The 18,678-nt window shown below is 73.8% G+C and carries 18 protein-coding genes; 10 read left to right on the top strand and 8 right to left on the bottom strand.

Going from position 1 to position 18,678, the window contains the following annotated elements:
* Positions 1-54 precede the first annotated feature (54 nt).
* The 4 genes from ACFVZH_RS33145 to ACFVZH_RS33130 form a co-directional block, all read right to left on the bottom strand.
* A complete protein-coding gene (locus ACFVZH_RS33145; RefSeq protein WP_384903228.1) occupies positions 55-543 on the bottom strand; it encodes a carboxymuconolactone decarboxylase family protein in 489 nt (162 codons plus the stop codon).
* Complete coding sequence (locus tag ACFVZH_RS33140; RefSeq protein ID WP_384903226.1) at positions 540-1,619, bottom strand: dihydrodipicolinate reductase; 1,080 nt, start codon at positions 1,617-1,619, stop codon at positions 540-542. The genes ACFVZH_RS33145 and ACFVZH_RS33140 overlap by 4 nt, the downstream gene beginning before the upstream one ends.
* Before the next feature lie 90 nt (positions 1,620-1,709).
* Positions 1,710-2,150: a GNAT family N-acetyltransferase gene (locus tag ACFVZH_RS33135; protein ID WP_384903224.1), complete on the bottom strand. Its 441-nt coding sequence runs from the start codon at positions 2,148-2,150 to the stop codon at positions 1,710-1,712.
* 69 nt (positions 2,151-2,219) lie between these two features.
* Complete coding sequence (locus ACFVZH_RS33130; RefSeq protein WP_384903222.1) at positions 2,220-3,632, bottom strand: pyridoxal phosphate-dependent decarboxylase family protein; 1,413 nt, start codon at positions 3,630-3,632, stop codon at positions 2,220-2,222.
* Between the two features lie 252 nt (positions 3,633-3,884).
* Here ACFVZH_RS33130 and ACFVZH_RS33125 point away from each other — a divergent pair, with 252 nt between their 5' ends.
* Positions 3,885-4,682 (top strand): hypothetical protein, encoded by a 798-nt coding sequence (locus ACFVZH_RS33125; protein WP_384903220.1) that lies wholly within the window; start codon positions 3,885-3,887, stop codon positions 4,680-4,682.
* Positions 4,683-4,738: 56 nt separating this feature from the next.
* On the opposite strand, the gene ACFVZH_RS33120 is transcribed toward ACFVZH_RS33125, so the two are convergent.
* Complete coding sequence (locus ACFVZH_RS33120) at positions 4,739-6,118, bottom strand: NAD(P)/FAD-dependent oxidoreductase (RefSeq protein ID WP_384903218.1); 1,380 nt, start codon at positions 6,116-6,118, stop codon at positions 4,739-4,741.
* 58 nt (positions 6,119-6,176) lie between these two features.
* Here ACFVZH_RS33120 and ACFVZH_RS33115 point away from each other — a divergent pair, with 58 nt between their 5' ends.
* The 5 genes from ACFVZH_RS33115 to ACFVZH_RS33095 all read left to right on the top strand — a co-directional run bounded on the left by ACFVZH_RS33115 (position 6,177) and on the right by ACFVZH_RS33095 (position 11,787).
* Positions 6,177-7,757 carry an aspartate:alanine exchanger family transporter gene (locus tag ACFVZH_RS33115; RefSeq protein ID WP_384903216.1) on the top strand — a complete coding sequence of 527 codons (1,581 nt, stop codon included), beginning with the start codon at positions 6,177-6,179 and terminating at the stop codon, positions 7,755-7,757.
* A gap of 221 nt (positions 7,758-7,978) precedes the next feature.
* Positions 7,979-9,730, top strand: a complete 1,752-nt coding sequence (locus ACFVZH_RS33110) for a M6 family metalloprotease domain-containing protein (protein WP_384903214.1) — start codon at positions 7,979-7,981, stop codon at positions 9,728-9,730.
* Positions 9,727-10,560, top strand: coding sequence for a hypothetical protein (locus ACFVZH_RS33105; RefSeq protein WP_384903213.1), 834 nt, complete (start codon positions 9,727-9,729; stop codon positions 10,558-10,560). Before ACFVZH_RS33110 ends, ACFVZH_RS33105 begins: the two co-directional genes overlap by 4 nt.
* The gene (locus ACFVZH_RS33100; protein WP_384903211.1) at positions 10,557-11,474 is read left to right on the top strand and encodes a RimK family alpha-L-glutamate ligase; all 918 of its coding nucleotides are present in this window, start codon (positions 10,557-10,559) and stop codon (positions 11,472-11,474) included. Before ACFVZH_RS33105 ends, ACFVZH_RS33100 begins: the two co-directional genes overlap by 4 nt.
* Positions 11,475-11,478: 4 nt before the next feature.
* Complete coding sequence (locus ACFVZH_RS33095; RefSeq protein WP_384903209.1) at positions 11,479-11,787, top strand: hypothetical protein; 309 nt, start codon at positions 11,479-11,481, stop codon at positions 11,785-11,787.
* A gap of 106 nt (positions 11,788-11,893) precedes the next feature.
* Here the strand turns inward: ACFVZH_RS33095 and ACFVZH_RS33090 are convergent, their stop codons facing one another.
* The 3 genes from ACFVZH_RS33090 to ACFVZH_RS33080 form a co-directional block, all read right to left on the bottom strand.
* On the bottom strand, positions 11,894-13,072 hold the full coding sequence (locus ACFVZH_RS33090; RefSeq protein WP_384903207.1) for a YncE family protein: 1,179 nt from the start codon (positions 13,070-13,072) through the stop codon (positions 11,894-11,896).
* A gap of 185 nt (positions 13,073-13,257) precedes the next feature.
* Positions 13,258-13,839 carry a dienelactone hydrolase family protein gene (locus tag ACFVZH_RS33085; protein WP_384903205.1) on the bottom strand — a complete coding sequence of 194 codons (582 nt, stop codon included), beginning with the start codon at positions 13,837-13,839 and terminating at the stop codon, positions 13,258-13,260.
* Positions 13,840-14,106: 267 nt separating this feature from the next.
* Complete coding sequence (locus tag ACFVZH_RS33080; RefSeq protein ID WP_384903203.1) at positions 14,107-14,499, bottom strand: hypothetical protein; 393 nt, start codon at positions 14,497-14,499, stop codon at positions 14,107-14,109.
* Positions 14,500-14,701: 202 nt separating this feature from the next.
* Between ACFVZH_RS33080 and ACFVZH_RS33075 the strand changes: the two genes are divergently transcribed.
* The 4 genes from ACFVZH_RS33075 (at position 14,702) to ACFVZH_RS33060 (ending at position 18,620) form a co-directional block, all read left to right on the top strand.
* On the top strand, positions 14,702-15,907 hold the full coding sequence (locus ACFVZH_RS33075) for an RNA ligase (RefSeq protein WP_384903202.1): 1,206 nt from the start codon (positions 14,702-14,704) through the stop codon (positions 15,905-15,907).
* 2 nt (positions 15,908-15,909) lie between these two features.
* Positions 15,910-16,845 (top strand): AAA family ATPase, encoded by a 936-nt coding sequence (locus ACFVZH_RS33070; RefSeq protein ID WP_384903200.1) that lies wholly within the window; start codon positions 15,910-15,912, stop codon positions 16,843-16,845.
* A gap of 79 nt (positions 16,846-16,924) precedes the next feature.
* Positions 16,925-17,650: a ribonuclease H gene (locus ACFVZH_RS33065; protein ID WP_384903198.1), complete on the top strand. Its 726-nt coding sequence runs from the start codon at positions 16,925-16,927 to the stop codon at positions 17,648-17,650.
* A 286-nt stretch (positions 17,651-17,936) separates the two neighbouring features.
* Positions 17,937-18,620, top strand: a complete 684-nt coding sequence (locus ACFVZH_RS33060) for a GNAT family N-acetyltransferase (protein WP_384903197.1) — start codon at positions 17,937-17,939, stop codon at positions 18,618-18,620.
* Positions 18,621-18,678 lie beyond the last annotated feature (58 nt).

Here is an 18,678-nt window from a genome sequence, read left to right as displayed (position 1 = left end):
CGCGAAGGGCCGGCCGGGTGTCGAACCGGCCGGCCCCTTCGCGTGCCCGCGGTCTCAGCCGGTCGGCAGCACGCACACCGTGTCGAGCCCGAGCACCCGGTTGAGCCGCCCGAACGCCAGCCACGACCCCAGGCTCATCGTCAGCTCCACGATCTCCGGCTGGCTGTACCGGGCCGTCATCCGCGCCCAGAACTCCTCGTCCAGACCGTGGTGGTCCAGCGCGTACCGCTCCGCGTACTCGGCCGCGAGCCGCGTCCGCTCGTCGAAGGTCTCCGACACCTCCGTCTCCCGCCACGCGGCGACGAGCTCGTCGAACCCCTCCTCGACCTTCACCCCGTCCCGGTCGGTACGCCAGTCCAGACAGAAGCCGCAGCCGTTGATCTGCGCGATCCGCAGCCGTGCCGCCTCGAACTCGCGCAGCCCCAGGGTCGTATGGGCGTACACCGACAGCGAGAAGTTCGCCGCCGCCGTCCCGATCTCCGGAACCATGTCGCCCCACACGTACCCGATCGGCTCCTGCCCCTCGGGAATGTCGATGATCACCGTGGTCTCCTTCCCAGCTTGCCGACCGCCGGCCGCAGCGGCACGTCCAGTGCGTCGTACAGTCCCGGCTCCGCCGCCACCAGCCAGTCGATCGCCCCGACCAGCCGGCCCACCGCCGTGGCGTTCCCGCCCGCCGACCGGTTCTCGCCCTCGTCGGTCGCCGCCACCGTCACCTCGATCCGGGGGCTGCCCTCGACGATCACCCGGTGCGCCCCCGCGCCGTCCGGCGGCACCGGCCAGTCCGGTGCGCACGAGGGGTGGATCCGGGTGACGTGCTCGATCACGATCCGCGGCTCCCCGCCGACGATCCCCTGCACCTCGAAGCGGATCGCGCCCTGCGTCCCCGCCTCGAAGACGCCCATCGTCCGCGTCTTCACCGTCGCCTCCAGCGGGCGCCGCTCCATCGTCTCGCGGATCTCGTCCAGTTCGGCGCCCAGCGCGCGGGCCATCAGCCGTATCTGCCCGCCCCAGATCATGGTCGGCACCGAGGGCCACAGCATCGGCGGCTCGTAGTCCAGGGGCCGGCCCATCCCCACCAGCTCCCGGACCGACTCCTCCTGCTCGTACGTCGAGTAGTCGAAGATCTCCTGGCAGCGGATCGCGTCCACGGTGGCGCCGAGCCCGCTCACGAGCAGCGGCAGCACGTCGTTGCCCCAGCCCGGGTCCACCCCCGACACGAACAGCGAACCGCCCCCCTCGGCGACGGCCGCGAGCACGGGATCGCGGAACTCGGGCGGCGCGTTGCGCTGGTCGTAGAGCGGATACAGCGCGGGCGTCACCACCACCGCGCCCGCCGCCACCGCGCGCGCCACGTCGGCGAGCGCGCCGTCGGGCCGGGTGTCGCCGGAAGCGGCGTACACCACCGCCTCCGGCCGCCCGTCGAGCACGGCGCCGACGTCGTCGTCGGCCACCACCCCGAGGTCGCGCCCGAGCCCCGCGAGCCGGCCGGCGTCACGGCCGACCTTCGCCGGGTCGGACACCAGCACGGCCGCGAGCTCCAGCCCTGGATGGGCGTCCACGGCCCGAATGGCCGCGCGCCCGACATTTCCGGTACCCCACACCACCGTCCGAATCATGCGCGGAGGGTAGCGCCGGGCCCCGAAGGTTCCCAGACCCGTGACGCGATGATCTGACGATTCGTCAGATCGGGTGCCGGGGAGCGTCGGTCAAGCCAGCCGCAGGGCGACGAACGGCACCGTGTCACCCGGCAGGACGTACCGCTCCACCTCCACGAAACCGCGCGCCAGGGCGAACCGGAGCCCCTCCTCGTTGGAGGCCAGGACCACCGTCTCGACGCCCTCGTCGCTCAGCGTCCGCGCGTGCGCCAGCCCCCGCTCGTACAGCGCCGTCCCGAACCCCCGTCCCCGGAACCCGGGGAGCGTCCGGGCGATGACGGTCGCCGCCGGGATCTCCTCGTCCGGCGGCCGCACCGTCGAACAGCCCACCGCCACCTCGCCGAGGTACGCGACGTCCAGCCTGTTGCGGCCCGCCCGCTCCCGCACCTCGTCCGGCGACAGGACGGCCGTGGGGATGATCGTGTTGTGGACGGCACGCCAGTCCGCGAGCTGTGCCTCGCTCCGCGCCCGTTCGATACGAAGATCGTTCATCGCAGCAGGAAACCGCGCCCCGCCGGACGGGTCAACCGCTTTCGGCCCCCGCGTCCCGGCGGGCGGCGCTCACACGCCCCCCGCCGCGGGGAGCCCCCGGACCGCCCGCGCCAGCGCGTCCCGGACCCGGTCCGCGTCCGCCTCCGTGGTACGCCAGTTGCTGAACGCGGCGCGCAGCGCCGGCGTGCCGTGCAGCACCGTCGGGGTGAGGAACGCCTCCCCGGAGTCGGCGACCGCCCCCGCCAGGGCGGCGAGCCGCTCCTTCGTCGGCTCGTCGGCGAGAGTGAGGCAGACGACGTTCAGACGCACCGGCGCGAGAAGCCGCAGCCCGGGGACGGCCGCCACCCCCTCGCCCAGCCGCCGGGCCAGCGCGGCACAGCGCTCGACGATCTCGGCGTGACCCTCGCGCCCGTACGCCGTCAGCGAGAACCAGGTGGCCAGGGCGCGCAGCCGCCGGGAGTTCTCCGGGGTCAGATGGAGGAAGTCGGGGGTGCCGGTGGGAAGACCCAGATACGGCGACTCGTTGTGGAAGACCCGCACCTGGAGGTCCTGCCGACGGGTGAACTGCACGGCGGCGTCGTACGGGACGTTCAGCCACTTGTGCAGGTCCACGCAGATCGAGTCGGCGGCGTCGAGCCCGTCGACGAGCCCGGCATGGGCGGGGGAGAGCGCGGCGAACGCGCCGAACGCCGCGTCCACGTGCAGCCAGAGGTCGTACCGCTCCTTCAGCGCGGCGATCGCCCGCAGGTCGTCGAAGTCGACCGTGTTGACCGTCCCGGCGTTGGCGACCACGATCGCGGGCCGCCCGTCCAGCGACTCCAGCGCCTCGGCCAGCCGGGCCACGTCCACGGCCTCGCGCTCCCCGCCGAGCAGCGGCACCGGCCGCAGCGCGTCCCGCCCGATGCCCAGCACGGACAGCGCCTTGGTGATGCTGGAGTGCGGGCTGCCGGACAGCACGTGCACCGGGCCGAGCGCGGCCGCGCCGGCGCGCGACACCGAAACCCCCAGACGCTCGCCCAGCCACTCCCGGGCGACGGCGAGACCCACGGTGTTGGACATCGTGGCACCGCTGACGAACGCACCCCGGTGCGCCTCGCCCAGCCCGAAGAGCTCGCGCAGCCAGCCCAGCGTCTCGTGCTCCAGGGCGGCCACGGTCGACCCGCCGCCGCTGGAGCCGTTCTGGTCGTAGGCGCCGGTGAGCCAGTCCCCGGCGAGAGCCGCCGGGGTGGCGCCACCGGTGACGAACCCGAGATAGCGCGGCCCCGCGGAACCGGAGAACCCGGGATCCCAGCGCTCGGCGAACCGCTCCAGCGCCCCCTGCGCGCCGACACCGGCGGCGGGAAGCGGACCGGCGTCCGGAGCCTTCGCGGCCGTGGCGACCGGCCGCTCCCCGATCCCGGAAAGCTCACGGGCCGCGAAGTCGCGGGCGGACTGGAGGAGTTCGGGGAGCCGGTCGAGGTCGGCGGCGAGCGTGGGATGCATGGCGCCAGCGTAGGCAGGCCATCAGGGCGAGCGCGGGGGCCAATTCCGACAAAGTGGCCTGGCCGGTGGCTCCATGGGCCACCCCGCCGCCCCCGGTGACATCCCGAGCGGCGGGCCGCGCACCCCGGAGACCGGGCCCCGGCCGGCCCCGCGCCGGCGTCCGTACGGGTGAGGGCACGGGCACGGCGCGACGCCGGGCCGCCGAACGGGTACGCATCGCTGCATTGCCCCCGGCCAGGAGGATGCCGTCCCATGTCCGTACGCAAGGGCGCCCCCGCGCTGCTGGGCGCCGGCGCACTGTGCGCGGCCCTGCTGCTCGCCGGCTGCGCCGGCACCGCGCCGACCACCCCCGCCGCCGCGAACGGCGCCACGGGCGCTCCCGCCGCGGGTGACGCCCGCCCCGACGCCGCCCCGCCGGGCTCCGCCGCCAACAGCCTCGCGTCCGCACCGGCCCCCGCACCCCGCATCCCCGGCCTCGGCCCCGACACCCAGGGCTTCGTCCCCGACGGCACCTCCCAGGCGCTCGTCGTCACCGGGTCCGGCGCCGACGACAACACGGCCACCGCGACCCTGTACGCCAGCGACCCGGCCGGCCGCTGGACCGAGACCGCGGGACCCTGGCCCGCGCGCAACGCGCTCCAGGGCTGGACCGCCGACCACACCGCGGGAGACCTGCGCAGCCCGATCGGCGTCTTCCGGCTCGGCGACGCGGGCGGCCGACTGCCCGACCCCGGCACCCACCTCCCGTACGACCAGGACGAGGAGTTCGCCATCAGCGGCACCGGCTTCTCCGGCGAACCCCTCGAAGGCTCCTTCGACCACGTCATCGCCATCGACTACAACCGGGTCCCCGGCCGCACCCCGCTCGACCTGGAACGCCCCCTCGGCGCCGAGAAGGGCGGCGGCGTCTGGATCCACGTCGACCACGGCGGCCCCACCCAGGCATGCGTGGCCCTGGAACGCGAGGCGCTCCGCGAACTGCTGCGCGCGCTCGACCCGGCCAGGGAACCCGTCATCGTGATGGGCCCGGCCCCCGACCTCGCGCGCTGACGGAACCGGCGCGCGAAACGCCGCGCCGGGATCGACCACCCGGCGCCGCGGCGGTGTCAGTTGCCGCCGGCGCCGACCGCACCCCGGAACGAGGCGGTGTGGCTGCGGACCTGCTCCGGCGTCAGATACGCGTCCGTGTACTCGAAGTCCCGCAGCGTCCCCGACTTCGACGCCAGGAACCCGGTCCGCACGTAGTCGTCGCCCGCGACGGCGTTGAGCAGCCAGTTCGTCATCACCCGGGTCTTGGCCACGTTGGTCCGCAGCGCCGCCCAGTGATAGGCCCTGGCCACCGCCTGCGCCGGCATGCCGTGCAGCTCCACGCCGAGCGGCTTCGAGACCCCGTCCAGACCGCCGAGGTCCACCACGAGCCCCAGGTCCTTGTGCGTGTACGGGTGCACCGGCTCCCCGCGCAGGGTGGAGACCAGGTTGTCGGCGATCGCCTTGCCCTGCCGCATCGCGTGCTGCGCGGTCGGCGGGCAGATCGCCCCCTCCTCGTCCTTGGCGAGGTCGGGTACCGCCGCCGCGTCACCGAGGGCCCACACGCCGTCCAGACCCGGCACGGCCATCTCGGCCGACACCACGAGCCGCCCGCGGAAGGTCTCCGCGCCCAGCGTGCCGATCAGCGGACTCGCCGCCACACCGGCCGTCCAGATCAGCGTCCGGCTCGGCAGCACCCGCCCGTCGGTGAGCGTGACCGTCTCCTCGTCGACCGAGGCCACCGAGACGCCGAGCGACACCTCGATGCCCCGCTTGGTCAGGATGTCCATCGCGGCCGCGCCGAGCTTCTCGCCCAGCTCCGGCATCAGCTTCGGCGCGATGTCGACCAGATGCCACTTGATGAGGTCCGGGTCGAGCCGCGGATACCGCTTCACCGCGTTGTGGGTGAGCAGCTGGAGACAGGCCGCCGTCTCCGTGCCCGCGTAGCCGCCGCCGACCACCACGAACCGCAGCCGCGCGGCCCGCTCCTCGTCGTCGTTGCTCGCGTCGGCCAGGTCCAGCTGGGCGATGACGTGGTCACGGATGTACACGGCCTCCGCCAGCGTCTTCATCCCGCGCGCGTGTTCGGCGAGCCCCGGGATGTCGAAGCTGCGGGTCACGCTGCCGGGCGCGAGCACGAGGTGGTCGTACGGCTCGTTCACGTACTCGCCGGAGATCGTGCGCACCACGCAGACCTTCGCGGCCGTGTCCACGCCGACCACGCCGCCCGGCACGATCCGCGTCCGGTGCCGCTCGCTGCGCCGCAGCGACAGGGCGACCGACTGCGGGGTCAGCACACCCGCCGCCACCTGGGGGAGGAGCGGCAGGTACAGCTGGTACGAGAACGGTGACAGGAGCGTGATCAACGCCTCCCGGTCCGCGAGCCGCCGTTCCAGCCTCCGCACACAGGCCACTCCGGCGAATCCCGCGCCCACCACGAGAATCCTCGGTCGAGTCACGCTGTCCGCCCTTCCGTATGAGCGTGCAATATGCCATCGAATATGACTGGGTAAGCCCATGTGGCATTTTTTCGCTGACTATCCGTGGTTCACCCTTTTTATCGTCATTGCGGCAGGATCGCTCCTCGGCATGGTCCGCTTCGGTCCGGTGAAGCTCGGTGCGGCCGGTGTCCTCTTCGTGGGACTGCTGCTCGGCGCGCTCGACCCCGACATCGGTCCGGCCGTCCCCGCCGGCCTCTCCGTCCTCGGCCTCGCCCTGTACGTGTACACCGTCGGCCTCGACGCCGGACCGGCCTTCTTCCGCGAACTCCGCCCCCAACTGGCCGTGATGGCGGGCGCGGTCGCCTCCCTCGTCGTCACCGCCCTCGCCGTCGGCCTCCTCGGCAGTACCGTCCTCGGCATCGACGGCCCCTACCTCGCTGGCGGCTACGCGGGCATCGGCACCACCACGCCCGGCCTCGCCGCCGCCCAGGCGGCCTCCTCGGACCCGGCCCGGCCCGCCACCGGATACGCGATCGGCTACCCCCTCGCCGTCGTCCTCACGATCCTCTTCGTCGCCGCGATCGCCGCCGTACGCAACTGGCCCGGCCGCCGCGACCCCGGCACCGGCCTTCCCCGGGAACTCGTCACCCGCACCGTGGACGTCACCCGGTCCCTGCACTGGGCCGAGGTCCCCGGCGTCGTCGACGGACGGCTCCTCGCCAGCGTCCACCGGCCCGTCGGCGGAAGCCCCCGGGTCGCCCGCGACCTCGACGCCCTCGCCCCCGGCGACCAGGTCGTCCTCGTCGGCGGCCCCGAGGCCGTCGCCGCCGGCACCGCCGCCCTCGGCACCGAGGCCGCCACCCACCTCCTCGACCGGCGCGACGTCGTCGACTACCGCCGCATCCTCCTCACCAACCCCGACCTGGCCGCCCGCACCGTCGCCGAACTCGGCCTCGGAGACCGCTACGGGGCCAAGGCCACCCGCGTCCGCCGAGCCGACCAGGACCTCCTGGCCCACGACGACCTGCTGCTCCAGCTCGACGACCGCGTCCGCGTCGCCATGCCCCGGGAGCGCACCGCCGACGTCACCGGCTACCTCGGCGACACCGAGGCCAAGGTGAGCGAGGTCAGCGCCGTCAGCATGGGCATCGGCCTCGCCGCGGGCTTCCTCATCGGCATCCCCGAGCTGACCGTCGGCTCCACCGTGCTGTCCCTCGGCACCGCCGCCGGACCGCTCGTCATGGCCATGGTCCTCGGCAGGCTCCGCCGGACCGGCCCCCTCGTCTGGGTCCTGCCGACCCGCGCCAACCTCACGCTCCGCCAGATCGGCCTGCTCCTCTTCCTCGCCTGCGTCGGCCTCACCTCGGGCTACGCCTTCCGCCGCGAGGCATTCTCCCTCTTCGGCCTCGAACTCCTCGCCGTCCTCCTCGTCGGCGCCGTCCTCAGCTACACCCTGATGGTGCTCGTCGGCCGGCTGCTCGGCCAGAGCCGGCCCCGCACCATGGGCCTCCTCGCCGGCTACGTCGGCAACCCCGCCATCGCCGCCTACGCCAACAGCCGTGCCTCCGACAGCCGTGTCAACACCGGCTACGCGACCCTCTTCGCCCTCGCCATCCTCGTCAAGATCGTCTGTATCCAGCTCATCGTGGGTCTCTGAGCCCCCGGCGGACTCCGGACCCGGGGGAAAGTGGGCGCGAGAGGGCGGCGAACCGCGGTCGCGCGCGGGTGCGCGGGGGCGCGCGTCGGCGCGTTTCCCGGCGCCGCGCGCCGCCCAGGGGAGCGCACCTGCCGATGCCCCGTTCGTCCACCGCGCGCCGGGCACCGGCCACGACTACCGTGGTCACGTTCAGCGACACCTCATCACTCTCGGGAGTCGACATGGCCGACCACGTCGCCACCTCGCCCTCGTTCTGCGCCGTCGCCCCCAGCCCGGACCTGCGCCGGCGCATGCTGGAGGAACTCGACGAAGCACGGGGCGGTCCGGGCGAGCTCACGAACCTGCTCGGCTTCACGAGCACGCCCACACCCCTGGGCTTCGACGACGGAACGATCTTCCCTCCGGAGGATTTCCCGCCGGGTACCGCCCGCGCCACCATCAGCGCGGCGGCGGCCGACCGGGCGCCGCTGCGCGGCACCATCAGGGTGGTCGTCGTCCTGGTCGACTTCTCGGACAAGCCGATCACGAAGTCGGCCGCGGACATCGACCGGCTGTTCTTCTCGCTCGGCGCGATGCCGCACGGCAGCGTGCGCGAGTACTACCGCGAGGTCACGAACGGCATGGTGGACCTCGTGGGCGAGGTCCACGGGCCGTACCGCATGCCCGAGACCATGGACTGGTACGCGGCCGGCAACTTCGGCATCGGCCGGCCCCCCGGCAGCGGCCCCTTCCGGTCACCGGAGATGGCGCAGTCCGCCGTGGAGGCCGCGGACCCGAGCGTGAACTTCGCGCCGTTCGACAACGACGGGAACGGCTACGTCGACGCCTTCATCGTGGTGCACGCCGGACCCGCCGCCGACGAGACCGGAAAGCCGTTCCACATCTGGTCGCACAAGTCGACCCTGCCCGCCGTCTACCAGACCGACGGCATCAACGTGTACGGCTATCTGACCATCTCCGAGGAAGCGAAGATCGGCGTCTGCGCGCACGAGCTCGGCCATCTGCTCTTCGGCTTCCCCGACCTCTACGACACCGACGACAGCTCCGAAGGCGTCGGCAGCTGGTGCCTGATGGGAGCCGGCTCCTGGGGCGGAGGCGGGGACATCCCCACGCACCCGTCCGCCTGGTGCAAGGTCAACCAGGGCTGGGCCACGACCAAGGTCGTCACCACCAGCGACACCGAGTCCTTCCCGGACGTCAAGTCCAGCCAGACCGTCCACCGGCTCTGGAAGGACGGCGCCGGCGGCAGCGAGTACTTCCTCCTGGAGAACCGCCAGCGGACCGGGTACGACGTCTCGCTGCCGGGCGACGGTCTGCTGATCTGGCACATCGACGAGAACCAGCCGAACAACCGGGACGAGAACCACTACAAGGTCGGCCTGGTACAGGCCGACAACCAACGCAAACTCGAACTCAACCAGAACCGCGGCGACGCCGGCGACCCGTACCCCGGAAGCAGCGGCAACACCGCGTTCACCTCCTCCAGCGCCCCTTCCTCCCACTCCCACGCGGGCGCCGGCTCCTGCGTCTCCGTCACCCGGATCTCGCCCTCGGCGGCCACCATGACCGCGTCCGTGGCCGTCACCTGCGCAAAGGACCCGAGCAAGGAGGCGAAGGAACTGAAGGAGACCAAGGAGTGGAAGGACGCGAAGGAACACAGGGACCACAAGACGCCGCACAAGGAGATCAAGGACGACTTTGACAACCCTCCGGACGTGGCGCGGTCGGCGGGCGCGGAGCACGGCCCCGCCGCCGACGTCATCACGGATCTGCAGACCCGGATCGCCGCACTGGAGCACACCGTGGGGAGGGCCGGCGGCGAGGGCGAAGCCGAGCCGTTCATCGGCGCCGACCTGCGGCCCGACCTGATCGGCGGACCGCAGTACGGACCGGGCACCGACGCGCTGCGGGAAGCCGTCGAGGACGGCGACGTGCAGGCCAAGCGGTCGTACGACAGCCTTCCCCCGCAGTGAGGGGAACCCTCCTGCTCCTCGCCGCACCCGGCGACGGCGGCGCGGCGGCGGTGGCCGCCGCCCTGTCGGACCGGGACGGCCACGCCGGCGTCCTGACCCTCACGCCCGCCGACCTCGCCCGCGCCCGGTGGAGCCACCGGGTGAACGGCCGGGGAGAGGCGTCCACCCGGATCGCCCTGCCCACCGGGCAGGTGCTCGACGACCGGACCATCGGCGCGGTGCTGCACCGCCTGCCGGGCCTGCCGTTCCAGGTCGGCGCGGCGGGCCCCCGCGCCAAGGACGCCTTCTACACACGCAGCGAGCGACAGGCCCTGGTCGCCAGTTGGCTGCTGTCCGTCGCGCCCCGGGTGATCGGCCTGGTCAGCGCGTACGGAACCGCGTACGGGACCGTTTCCCCGACGACGGCCCTCGTCCACGCCGAACAGTGCGGCCTGCCGGTGGCCCGGAGGGGCGGGGCGACCCGCGGTGGCCTGGTGGGCCCGGCCGTCCCCGGGGAACGGCACGTACCGCGCCTCGCCTGGCCGGGCGGCCCCGGATCGCCTGTCCCGGTCGACGTGCTGTCGGAGGCGCCGGCGGCGCACCTCGACACCCTGCTCGTCGCCGGGGACCGTGTGATCGGTCCCCGTGCCGACGCCCTCAGCGAGCGCTGCCTGCGCCTCGCCGACGCCCTCGGCACACGGCACTTCGAGCTTCGGTTCGCGTCCCGCGCGACTGGCGCCGTCGTGACGGACGTGCGCCTGTGGCCGCGTCTGGAGGACCCGCCGCACGTCGAGGCCACCGCCTCCCTCCTGATGGACGTCGCCGCACAGCACACGAGGAGGCCCGAATGATCCTGTTCTTCGGCCGTACGGACGACCCGCCCCTCACCCTCGCGATCGGCGCGGCCCGGGACGCCGGCCTGCGCCACCTGGTGATCGACCAGTCCCGCACCGCCCGGTACGACCTCGTCGTCGGAACGGAGGCGCTGGACGCCCGGGTGACCGTCGAGGGGACGCGGGTCCCGCTCGGTGACGTGTCGGCCGTGTACGCCCGCCCGCTGGCGCCACCCGACGACGGCGACGCGGCCGCGCGGGCGCGGGCGGCGGCGTTCCAGGAGTGGTTCGTCGGCTGGCTCGACACGACCCCGGCCCTCGTGGTCAGCCGGCCCCGCGCCATGGAGTCCAACGCCTCCAAGCCCTACCAGGCCCAGCTCATCGGACGCTCCGGCTTCGCCGTACCGGAGACGCTGGTCAGCGACGACCCCGACGAGATCCTCGCGTTCCGCGCCCGGCACGGCCGGATCGTCTACAAGTCGGTGAGCGGAATCCGCTCCGTCGTCAGGGAGTTCACCGACGCCGACGAGAGCCGCCTCGCGCTCGTCCGCGGACTCCCGACGCAGTTCCAGGCGTACGTGCCGGGCCAGGACGTCCGCGTCCACGTCGTCGGCGCGGACACCTACGCGGCCGCCGTCGACAGCGACGCGATCGACTACCGCTACGCCGACCGGGGCGGGAAGTCCGCCCGGCTCGCCCCGCACGACCTGCCCCCGGACACGGCCCGGCGCTGCGTGGAGCTCGCGGCCTCGCTCGGCCTGCCGCTCGCGGGCATCGACCTGCGCCGCACACCCGAGGGCGGGTGGGTGTGCTTCGAGGTCAATCCCATGCCGGCCTACAGCTATTACGAGGCGCACACCGGTCTGCCCATCGCCGCGGCGCTCGTCTCCCATCTCGGCGGCCGCCGGGCCGCGGTTCCCGTGGGGGCGTGAACTGATGGTCAAGGCCGTCGAGAACCTCACCGCGCTCACCCTCCGGTTGCTCGCCCGGACCGCCCACCCGCGGCTCGACGAGTGGGACCTCGCCACCTGCGAGGTACTCGCCGCACTCCCCGTGCCGGGCCTGGCCGACCTGATCTCCTCCGGTCTCACGGGCTCCCGGCTGAGCCTCGGCATCCGGCGTGAGCTCCTCCGGGACGTGGTGCCCGGGGCGACCCTCCACCTCCGGGCGAGACTCGGCTCTTCGGGCGACATCCTGGCCGAACCCCACCCGGCCGTCGGCGACTTCCGGGTCGAGCGGCCCTGACCGGGGCCCGAGCGCCGGGACCGGCCGCCGTCGCACCGGCGGCCCGCACGCCCTCGCACGCCCCCGTCCGCCCACCCGGAACCGGCCGCCGGTTCGAGAGCGGCCGTCAGAGGACCGCGATCCCCAGCGGACGTGATCCCGCGGCGAGCCGGTGGGTGTCGCCCGAGGCGAGGTCGACGACGGTCAGCCCGTCCCAGTAGCCGTCCCGGGTGAACCCGCCGGTCACATAGGCGGTGCGCCCGTCCCGGGACACGGCCACGCTCTCGTGCGGTCCCTCCAGCGGGTAGACCCGCTCGGCGCCCGCGGGCGTCCGTACCGTCAGGGAGGGCCCGTGGTCCTCGTCCGGGTCGATCGGCCCGGTGCCGACCGCGAACAGCGTCCCGTCGGCGGTGACCGTGACGCCGTGCTGGTGGGTGTCGGCGGTCATCGGCTCGATCGTCGTCCGGCCGGTCCGCGGGTCGACCACCGCAAGCCGCTCGCCCTCGAAGGGCAGCAGCAGCTTGCCGTCCGAGGGGCGCACGGCCGCGTAGTGCGGCTTGAGCCACGAACCGAGCCCGCCCTCCGTGCCGTACGGGGCCACCTCCACCCGGCGCGTCCGCAGGGTGTCCGAGGCGACGACGGTGACGTCGAAGGAGTCGTGGTTCGTCGCGTACACCTCCGAGCCGTCCCGCGACACGTCCACGTCGAAGGGGCGCCTGCCGACCTCCACGGCGTCCGTGACCCGCAGCGACGAGGTGTCGACGACCTCCAGGGTGCCGTTCCCGCCGGGCACGTTGACCCCCACGTACACCCGGCGCCCGTCCGGCGAGAGCGCGATGCCCATGCCCCCGCCGCGGTACTCGCCCGTCGTCACCGGCCCGGTGTCCGTCCGGTACGGCACGAGCGCGAGGCGCTCCCGGGTCGCCGTGTCCACGACCGCCACCCCTTCGGCGGTCGCCACCCACGCGCGCCCGTCCTTGCCGACGACCAGCCCGTACGGCGCGGTGCCTACCTTCACCGAGCCCGTCGACCCGCGGGAGGGATCGACGAAGGTGACGGTTTCGGAACCGAAGTCGGTCACCAGCAGGGTCCCGGGGGCGGCCGGACCGGACGGCGTGGGCGTCACGGTGACGGACGCGCCCGAGGACGGCGGCGCGGCCGCGGGGGTCTCCCCGGCACGCGATGTCGGGCCCGCGGCGGATGCCGCCCCGCCGGAGCCCTGGGCACACCCCGCGAGCAGAACGACGGCCACCGCCGCGGGCACCAGCACCCGGGCGGAACGGGACGAACGGCGGAACGCTGCCATGGCGGACTCCTCGGTACGGCGGACCGGGCGGCCGGCCCGCCACGAGACGGGTCCGTGCCCTGCCCCGATCCTCCGCCCGCACCCCGCCCCGCACGGTCCGCCGCCCGGCCCCCGCCCGACGGCGGGACGGACGACCCCGGGGTCCACCGATCGGCTGACCCGGGATCCCGCGCGGGGGAGCCGGCTCAGCGCTTGAGGCCGCTCAGGAAGCAGAGCACCCGCTCGACACAGAGCGCGGCCGTCTCCGGCACATAGGACGGCGCACCGCGCTCGGCGAACAGGTGCGAGGTCCCCGGGTACAGGAACAACCGCCGGTCGTCGGCGTCCGCCACCAGCGCGCGCGCCGCGTCGACATCCCCCTCGTCGACGAAGAAGGGATCGGCGTCCATGCCGTGCACCTGCGCGGGCACGCCGTCCGGCCAGGCCGCGCCGAACGCGTTCACCGGCACACACGCGCTGATCAGCAGGGCGCCGAGCGCCCCGGGCCGGGTCTGCGCCAGCTTCTGCGCGGGGAGCACACCGAGCGAGAACCCGGCGTACACGATCTCCTCCGGCAGTTCCTCGGCCGCCCGCACCCCGCGCTCCACGAGCGCGTCGAAGCCGACCTCCGAGGCATGGGCGACCCCCGCCTCCAGGTCCTCGAACGTCCGCCCCTCGTACAGGTCCGGCGTGTGCACCGTGTGCCCGGCCCGCCGCAGCTCGCCGGCGAACGCGGCGACCCCCTCGGTCAGCCCGAGACAGTGGTGGAAGAGCAGAACCTCGGCCATGTCGTCATCCCCTGGTCACCCGTACGCGGCCCGCCCCCCGATGCGGCGCAGACCCTTTGCGGGGACAGCATCGCCCACGGCACCGACAACGCCCGGCCCCGCCGACCGACTCGGCCGAAAAGGCTCGCATCGGCCGGGCGCGACGGGCCCGGCCCTACGGGCCCGGCGCGACCGGCGGCGCGGCACGTGGTGGGACCCGCAGGGTCTGCGCGGCTCGTGGCGGGGACCGACACGGTCAGCGCGGCTCGTCCCGCGGCCCCGGTCGGGTCAGCGCAGCGGCCGGTGCGGCATCACGGCGGCACCCGTCTGCGTGTGGGACATCACGGCAGCGCCCTGACCCATGCCGTTCGGTGCCATGCCGCCCTGCTGCAGACCGCCCTGGACCATGCCGTGCTGGCCCATGCCGCCCTGCGGCAGACCGCCCTGGACCATGCCGTGCTGCCCCATGCCGCCCTGGTGCCCGGCGACCGCCAGCTGGTTGCCGACGCCCGCGTGCGCGACGGGCCCCTGCTGCCCGGGAACCCCCTGCGGCGGCATCTGGATGACCCGGCTCAGGTCCCGCAGAACCTCCTCGGCGACCTGGCGGACGTCACCCGGAACATCCCCCCGCTCGCGTATGAGCTCGGCGTAGATCGGTGCGGTGCCGTCCGCGTGGTTCATGGGGCTCGCTTCCTTCGACTGCGCCGGTGCCGACACCGACGGGGCGACGGCGAGTCTACGGGGCACCACCGACACGCCCGGGCACGGGAGCCCGCCCACCGTCCCGGAACCGGGCCTCCCGCCACCCCCTCCACCGGAAATTCGCTGCGCTCCGGGGCCCGCCCGACCCAGAATGGATCACCGAACGACCGGGAGGGACCCCATGAGCCAGGCGACCCTGACTCTGCACGACCTGATGCCGTCCGACGAGCTCGACTCCGCGCTCGCCGAGGGGCACGTCACACGCAAGCGTCACCCCGAGCTGCCGCTGTCGATCTACACGTACACGCGCGCGTGCCAGTACGCCCAGCACTGGAACCGGGCCACGACCCGCTGCCGCGGCCTCGTCGCGGACGACGCCACCGGACGGATCGTCGCCCTCCCCCTCCCCAAGTTCTTCAACCTGGCCGAACACGCCACCGGCCGCCCCTACGCGCCGCCGCTGCCCGACGAGCCCTTCGAGGTGTACGACAAGGTCGACGGCAGCCTCGGCGTGATCTTCCACTACGACGACCGCTGGCACGCCGCCTCCAAGGGCTCCTTCACCAGCAACCAGGCCACCTGGGCCCAGCACCGGCTGGACGCCGCCGACACCACGGGCCTGACGCCCGGTGTCACCTACCTCGCCGAGATCCTCCACCCGCACAACCGGATCGTCGTCGACTACGGCGACCGGCGCGACCTCGTCCTGCTCGCCGCCTTCGACCGGGACGGCACCGAGCTCCCCCTCGCCGAGGCCGCCGCCTGCTGGCACCCCATCGGCTCGGTCGTCCGCACCTGGCCCGCCATGAGCGTCGCCGAACTCACCGCCCTGACCGAGTCCAACACCCTCCCCGGCGGCGCCCGCGCCACCGGCACCGACGCCGAGGGCTTCGTGCTCCGCTTCGCCTCCGGCCTGCGCGCCAAGGCCAAGCTCACCGAGTACGTCCGCCTCCACAAGGTGCTCACCGGCGTCACCGAACGGGACATCTGGCGCGGCCACGGCATCCAGCGCTTCGCCGCCGTGCCCGCGGCCCGGCTCGCCCAGGGCATCGGCTGCTCCGTCGCCGACGTGGAGGAATCCGGCGGGAAGCCGCTCGACGCCCTCCTCGAACAGGTCCCGGACGAGTTCGACGCCTGGGTGCGCGAGGTGATCGCGCGCCTCGAAGACGCCGCGGGCCGCCGCGAACGGGCCGTCGACGAGGCGTACGACCGCCTCGCCCACCTCGCCGGCGACCGGGCCGCCTTCGCCCGCGCCGCCGCGCGCGAGCCCGACCGCGGACTGCGCGCGGCCCTCTTCCTGCGCCTCGACGGGCGCCCCACCGACCTCGTCGTATGGCGCCAGATACGCCCCGAGGCCACCGACCCCTTCACCCACGAGGAGAACTGACCGTGCCTGTCGTCCACGTCATGACCGGCCTCCCGGCCTCCGGGAAGACGACGGCCGCCCGCGCCCTCCAGGCCGCCGCCGAGGGACGCGTCCGCCGCGTCAACCTCGACGACCTGCGCTCCATGCTCGACCTCCCCGCGGCCGAGCGCGGGGACGGGCGCGGGGACGGGCGCTCGCCCGCGCACGAGCAGACCGTGCTCGGCATCCAGGACGCCGCCGTCCGCGCGGCCGTCGACGACGGCTTCGACGTCGTCGTCGACAACACCCACCTGACCCCGCACATCCCCAAGCGCCTCAAGGCCGCCGTCGCCGGACGGGAGGCGACCTTCGTGGTCCACGACTTCACCGGCGTGCCCGTCGACGAGTGCGTCCGCCGCGACGCCGCGCGCGCCCGGCCCGTCGGCGAGGAGATCATCCGGATCCTCGCCGACAAGCACGCCAAGGCGACCCGCGGCGGCTGGCGCCTCACGGCGGAGTGGCTCAACGACCGGCCCGCCGGTGTGCCCTACGTCGCCGACCCGGCCCTCCCGTCGGCCGTCATGTGCGACATCGACGGCACCCTCGCCCTGCGGGGCGACCGCGGCCCGTACGACTTCACCCGCTGCGGCGAGGACCTGCTCAACCCCTCCGTACGGGACGCCCTGCGTGCCTTCCGGAACGCCGAGCGCGACCGGATCGTCCTGCTGTCCGGCCGCAGCGAGGACCACCGTGCCCTCACCGAGGCATGGCTCGCCCGGCACGAGGTGCCCTACGACGAGCTGTGGATGCGCGCCTCCGGCGACGGACGCGGCGACGACATCGTGAAGGCCGAGCTCTTCGACGCCCACGTGCGCCACCGCTACGCCGTCCGCGTCTCCCTCGACGACCGCGACCGCGTCGTCGCGCTCTGGCGCCGTATGGGCCTTCCCACCTGGCAGGTCAACTACGGGGCCTTCTGACAGGCACCACTCCGGCCGCCCGCGGCACGTCCGGCAGGGGCGGGACCGCCCACCCCCGCCGCCGTGTCAGGATCGTGGGATGGTGGAAAAGATCATCGCGGCGTGCGACGGCGCGTCGAAGGGAAATCCCGGCCCCGCGGCCTGGGCCTGGGTCATCGGCCGCTCCGACGGCGAGGTGGACCGCTGGGAGGCCGGGCCCCTGGGCCGGGCGACCAACAACGTGGCGGAACTCACGGCGCTGGAACGGCTCCTCGAAGCCCTCGACCCCGCGGTCCCGGCCGAGGTCCGCATGGACTCGCAGTACGCCATGAAGGCGGTCACGACCTGGCTGCCCGGCTGGCGCCGCAAGGGCTGGAAGACCTCGGCGGGCACGCCCGTCGCCAACAAGGAGCTCGTCGTGCGCATCGACGAGCTGCTCACCGGCCGCGACGTCGCCTTCGTCTACACGCCCGCGCACCAGGTCGACGGCGACCCCCTCAACGACGCCGCCGACCGCGCGGCCAGTCACACCGCCCGCACCCAGGAGCCCACCGGCTCGGCCACCGGCGCACCGGTCCCCCCGCCCGAGGCGTCGACGCGCGCCTCCGCGCCCCGGGCGCGCTCCGCCGCGCCGTCGCGCTCCTCAGCGGGTTCGGCGGCCTCCTCCTCGGCCTCCTCCCCGGTGTCGTCCCCGCGTCGGAGTCGCCCGTCCGGCGGAACGCTGAAGGCGAAGTTCCCCGGCCGCTGCCGCTGCGGAAAGCCCTACGGCAAGGGCGAGACGATCGCCAAGAACCCGGACGGCTGGGGCCATCCCACCTGCGTCTGAACGGTGGGGCCGTCCGACTGGCGGGCGGCCCCGTCCGGCTTGTGAGACCGGTGAACAGGGGTGCGCGGCAGGCTTCACCCAGCTGTGGGCGCAGGTTCGTCCGGGGTTCTGTTCTCGGAGCGGTTGTGGCTGCATACTGTTCCTCCTCGCACCTGGTGACGAACCGTTTTACCTGCTTGTTCGTCGTTCTCACGACATGATCGGCACCCGGCGAGAACCTCCCTCCTGCTGCCGCTGCGGCCCCCGCGGCGGAAGCTTTCCCTGCCCGTGAAAGACCCGAGGTTCCGTGCCAGTACCTGTTCTCCTGACCGGGCGCACCGTGCGCCTGGAGCCGCTGGCGATGCGGCACGCCGAAGCCCTCGCCCGGGCCGGCGGGGCGGACCGATCGGCCTACGCCTTCACCCCCGTGCCCGACGGCCTCGAATCGGCCCTCGACTACATCGCCCGAGCCCTCTCCGATCAGGCGGCAGGCCGGTGCCTGCCCTTCGCCCTGATCAGTACGGCCGACGAACACGTCATCGGTTCGACCCGCTTCCTCGAACTCGACTACTGGAGGGGACCACTGGTCTGGCCCCCCGTCCCCGGCATGCCCCACGGCGATCCGCTGACCGCCGTGCCGGACGCCGCCGAGATCGGGAACACCTGGATCTCCGGCGCCGCCCGGGGGACCGGCATCAACACCGAGGCGAAGTACCTCATGCTCCGGCATGCCTTCGAAGCCTGGGGCGTCCGTCGCATCACCCTGCGCGCCGACGCCCGCAACACCCGGTCCCGGATCGCGATCGAACGGCTCGGAGCCACCTGCGAAGGCGTCCGCCGGGCCCACTCACGCGGTCTCGACGGAGCCGTCCGCGACACGGCCTTCTACTCGATCCTCGACGAGGAATGGCCCACCGTCCGGGACATCATCGAGCTCCGCATGTCCACCCCCCGCCAGGTGCGCGTCCCGCAGGACCTGCTCCCGGCCTGATCCACGAGGCACCCCATCGGCCGCTCCGGCCGCCCGGCGGACACCCCCGCCCCGCGAC

The organism is Streptomyces sp. NPDC059534 (assembly GCF_042743475.1).
GTDB lineage: Bacteria > Actinomycetota > Actinomycetes > Streptomycetales > Streptomycetaceae > Streptomyces.
This window is presented reverse-complemented; position numbering and strand designations above follow the sequence as displayed.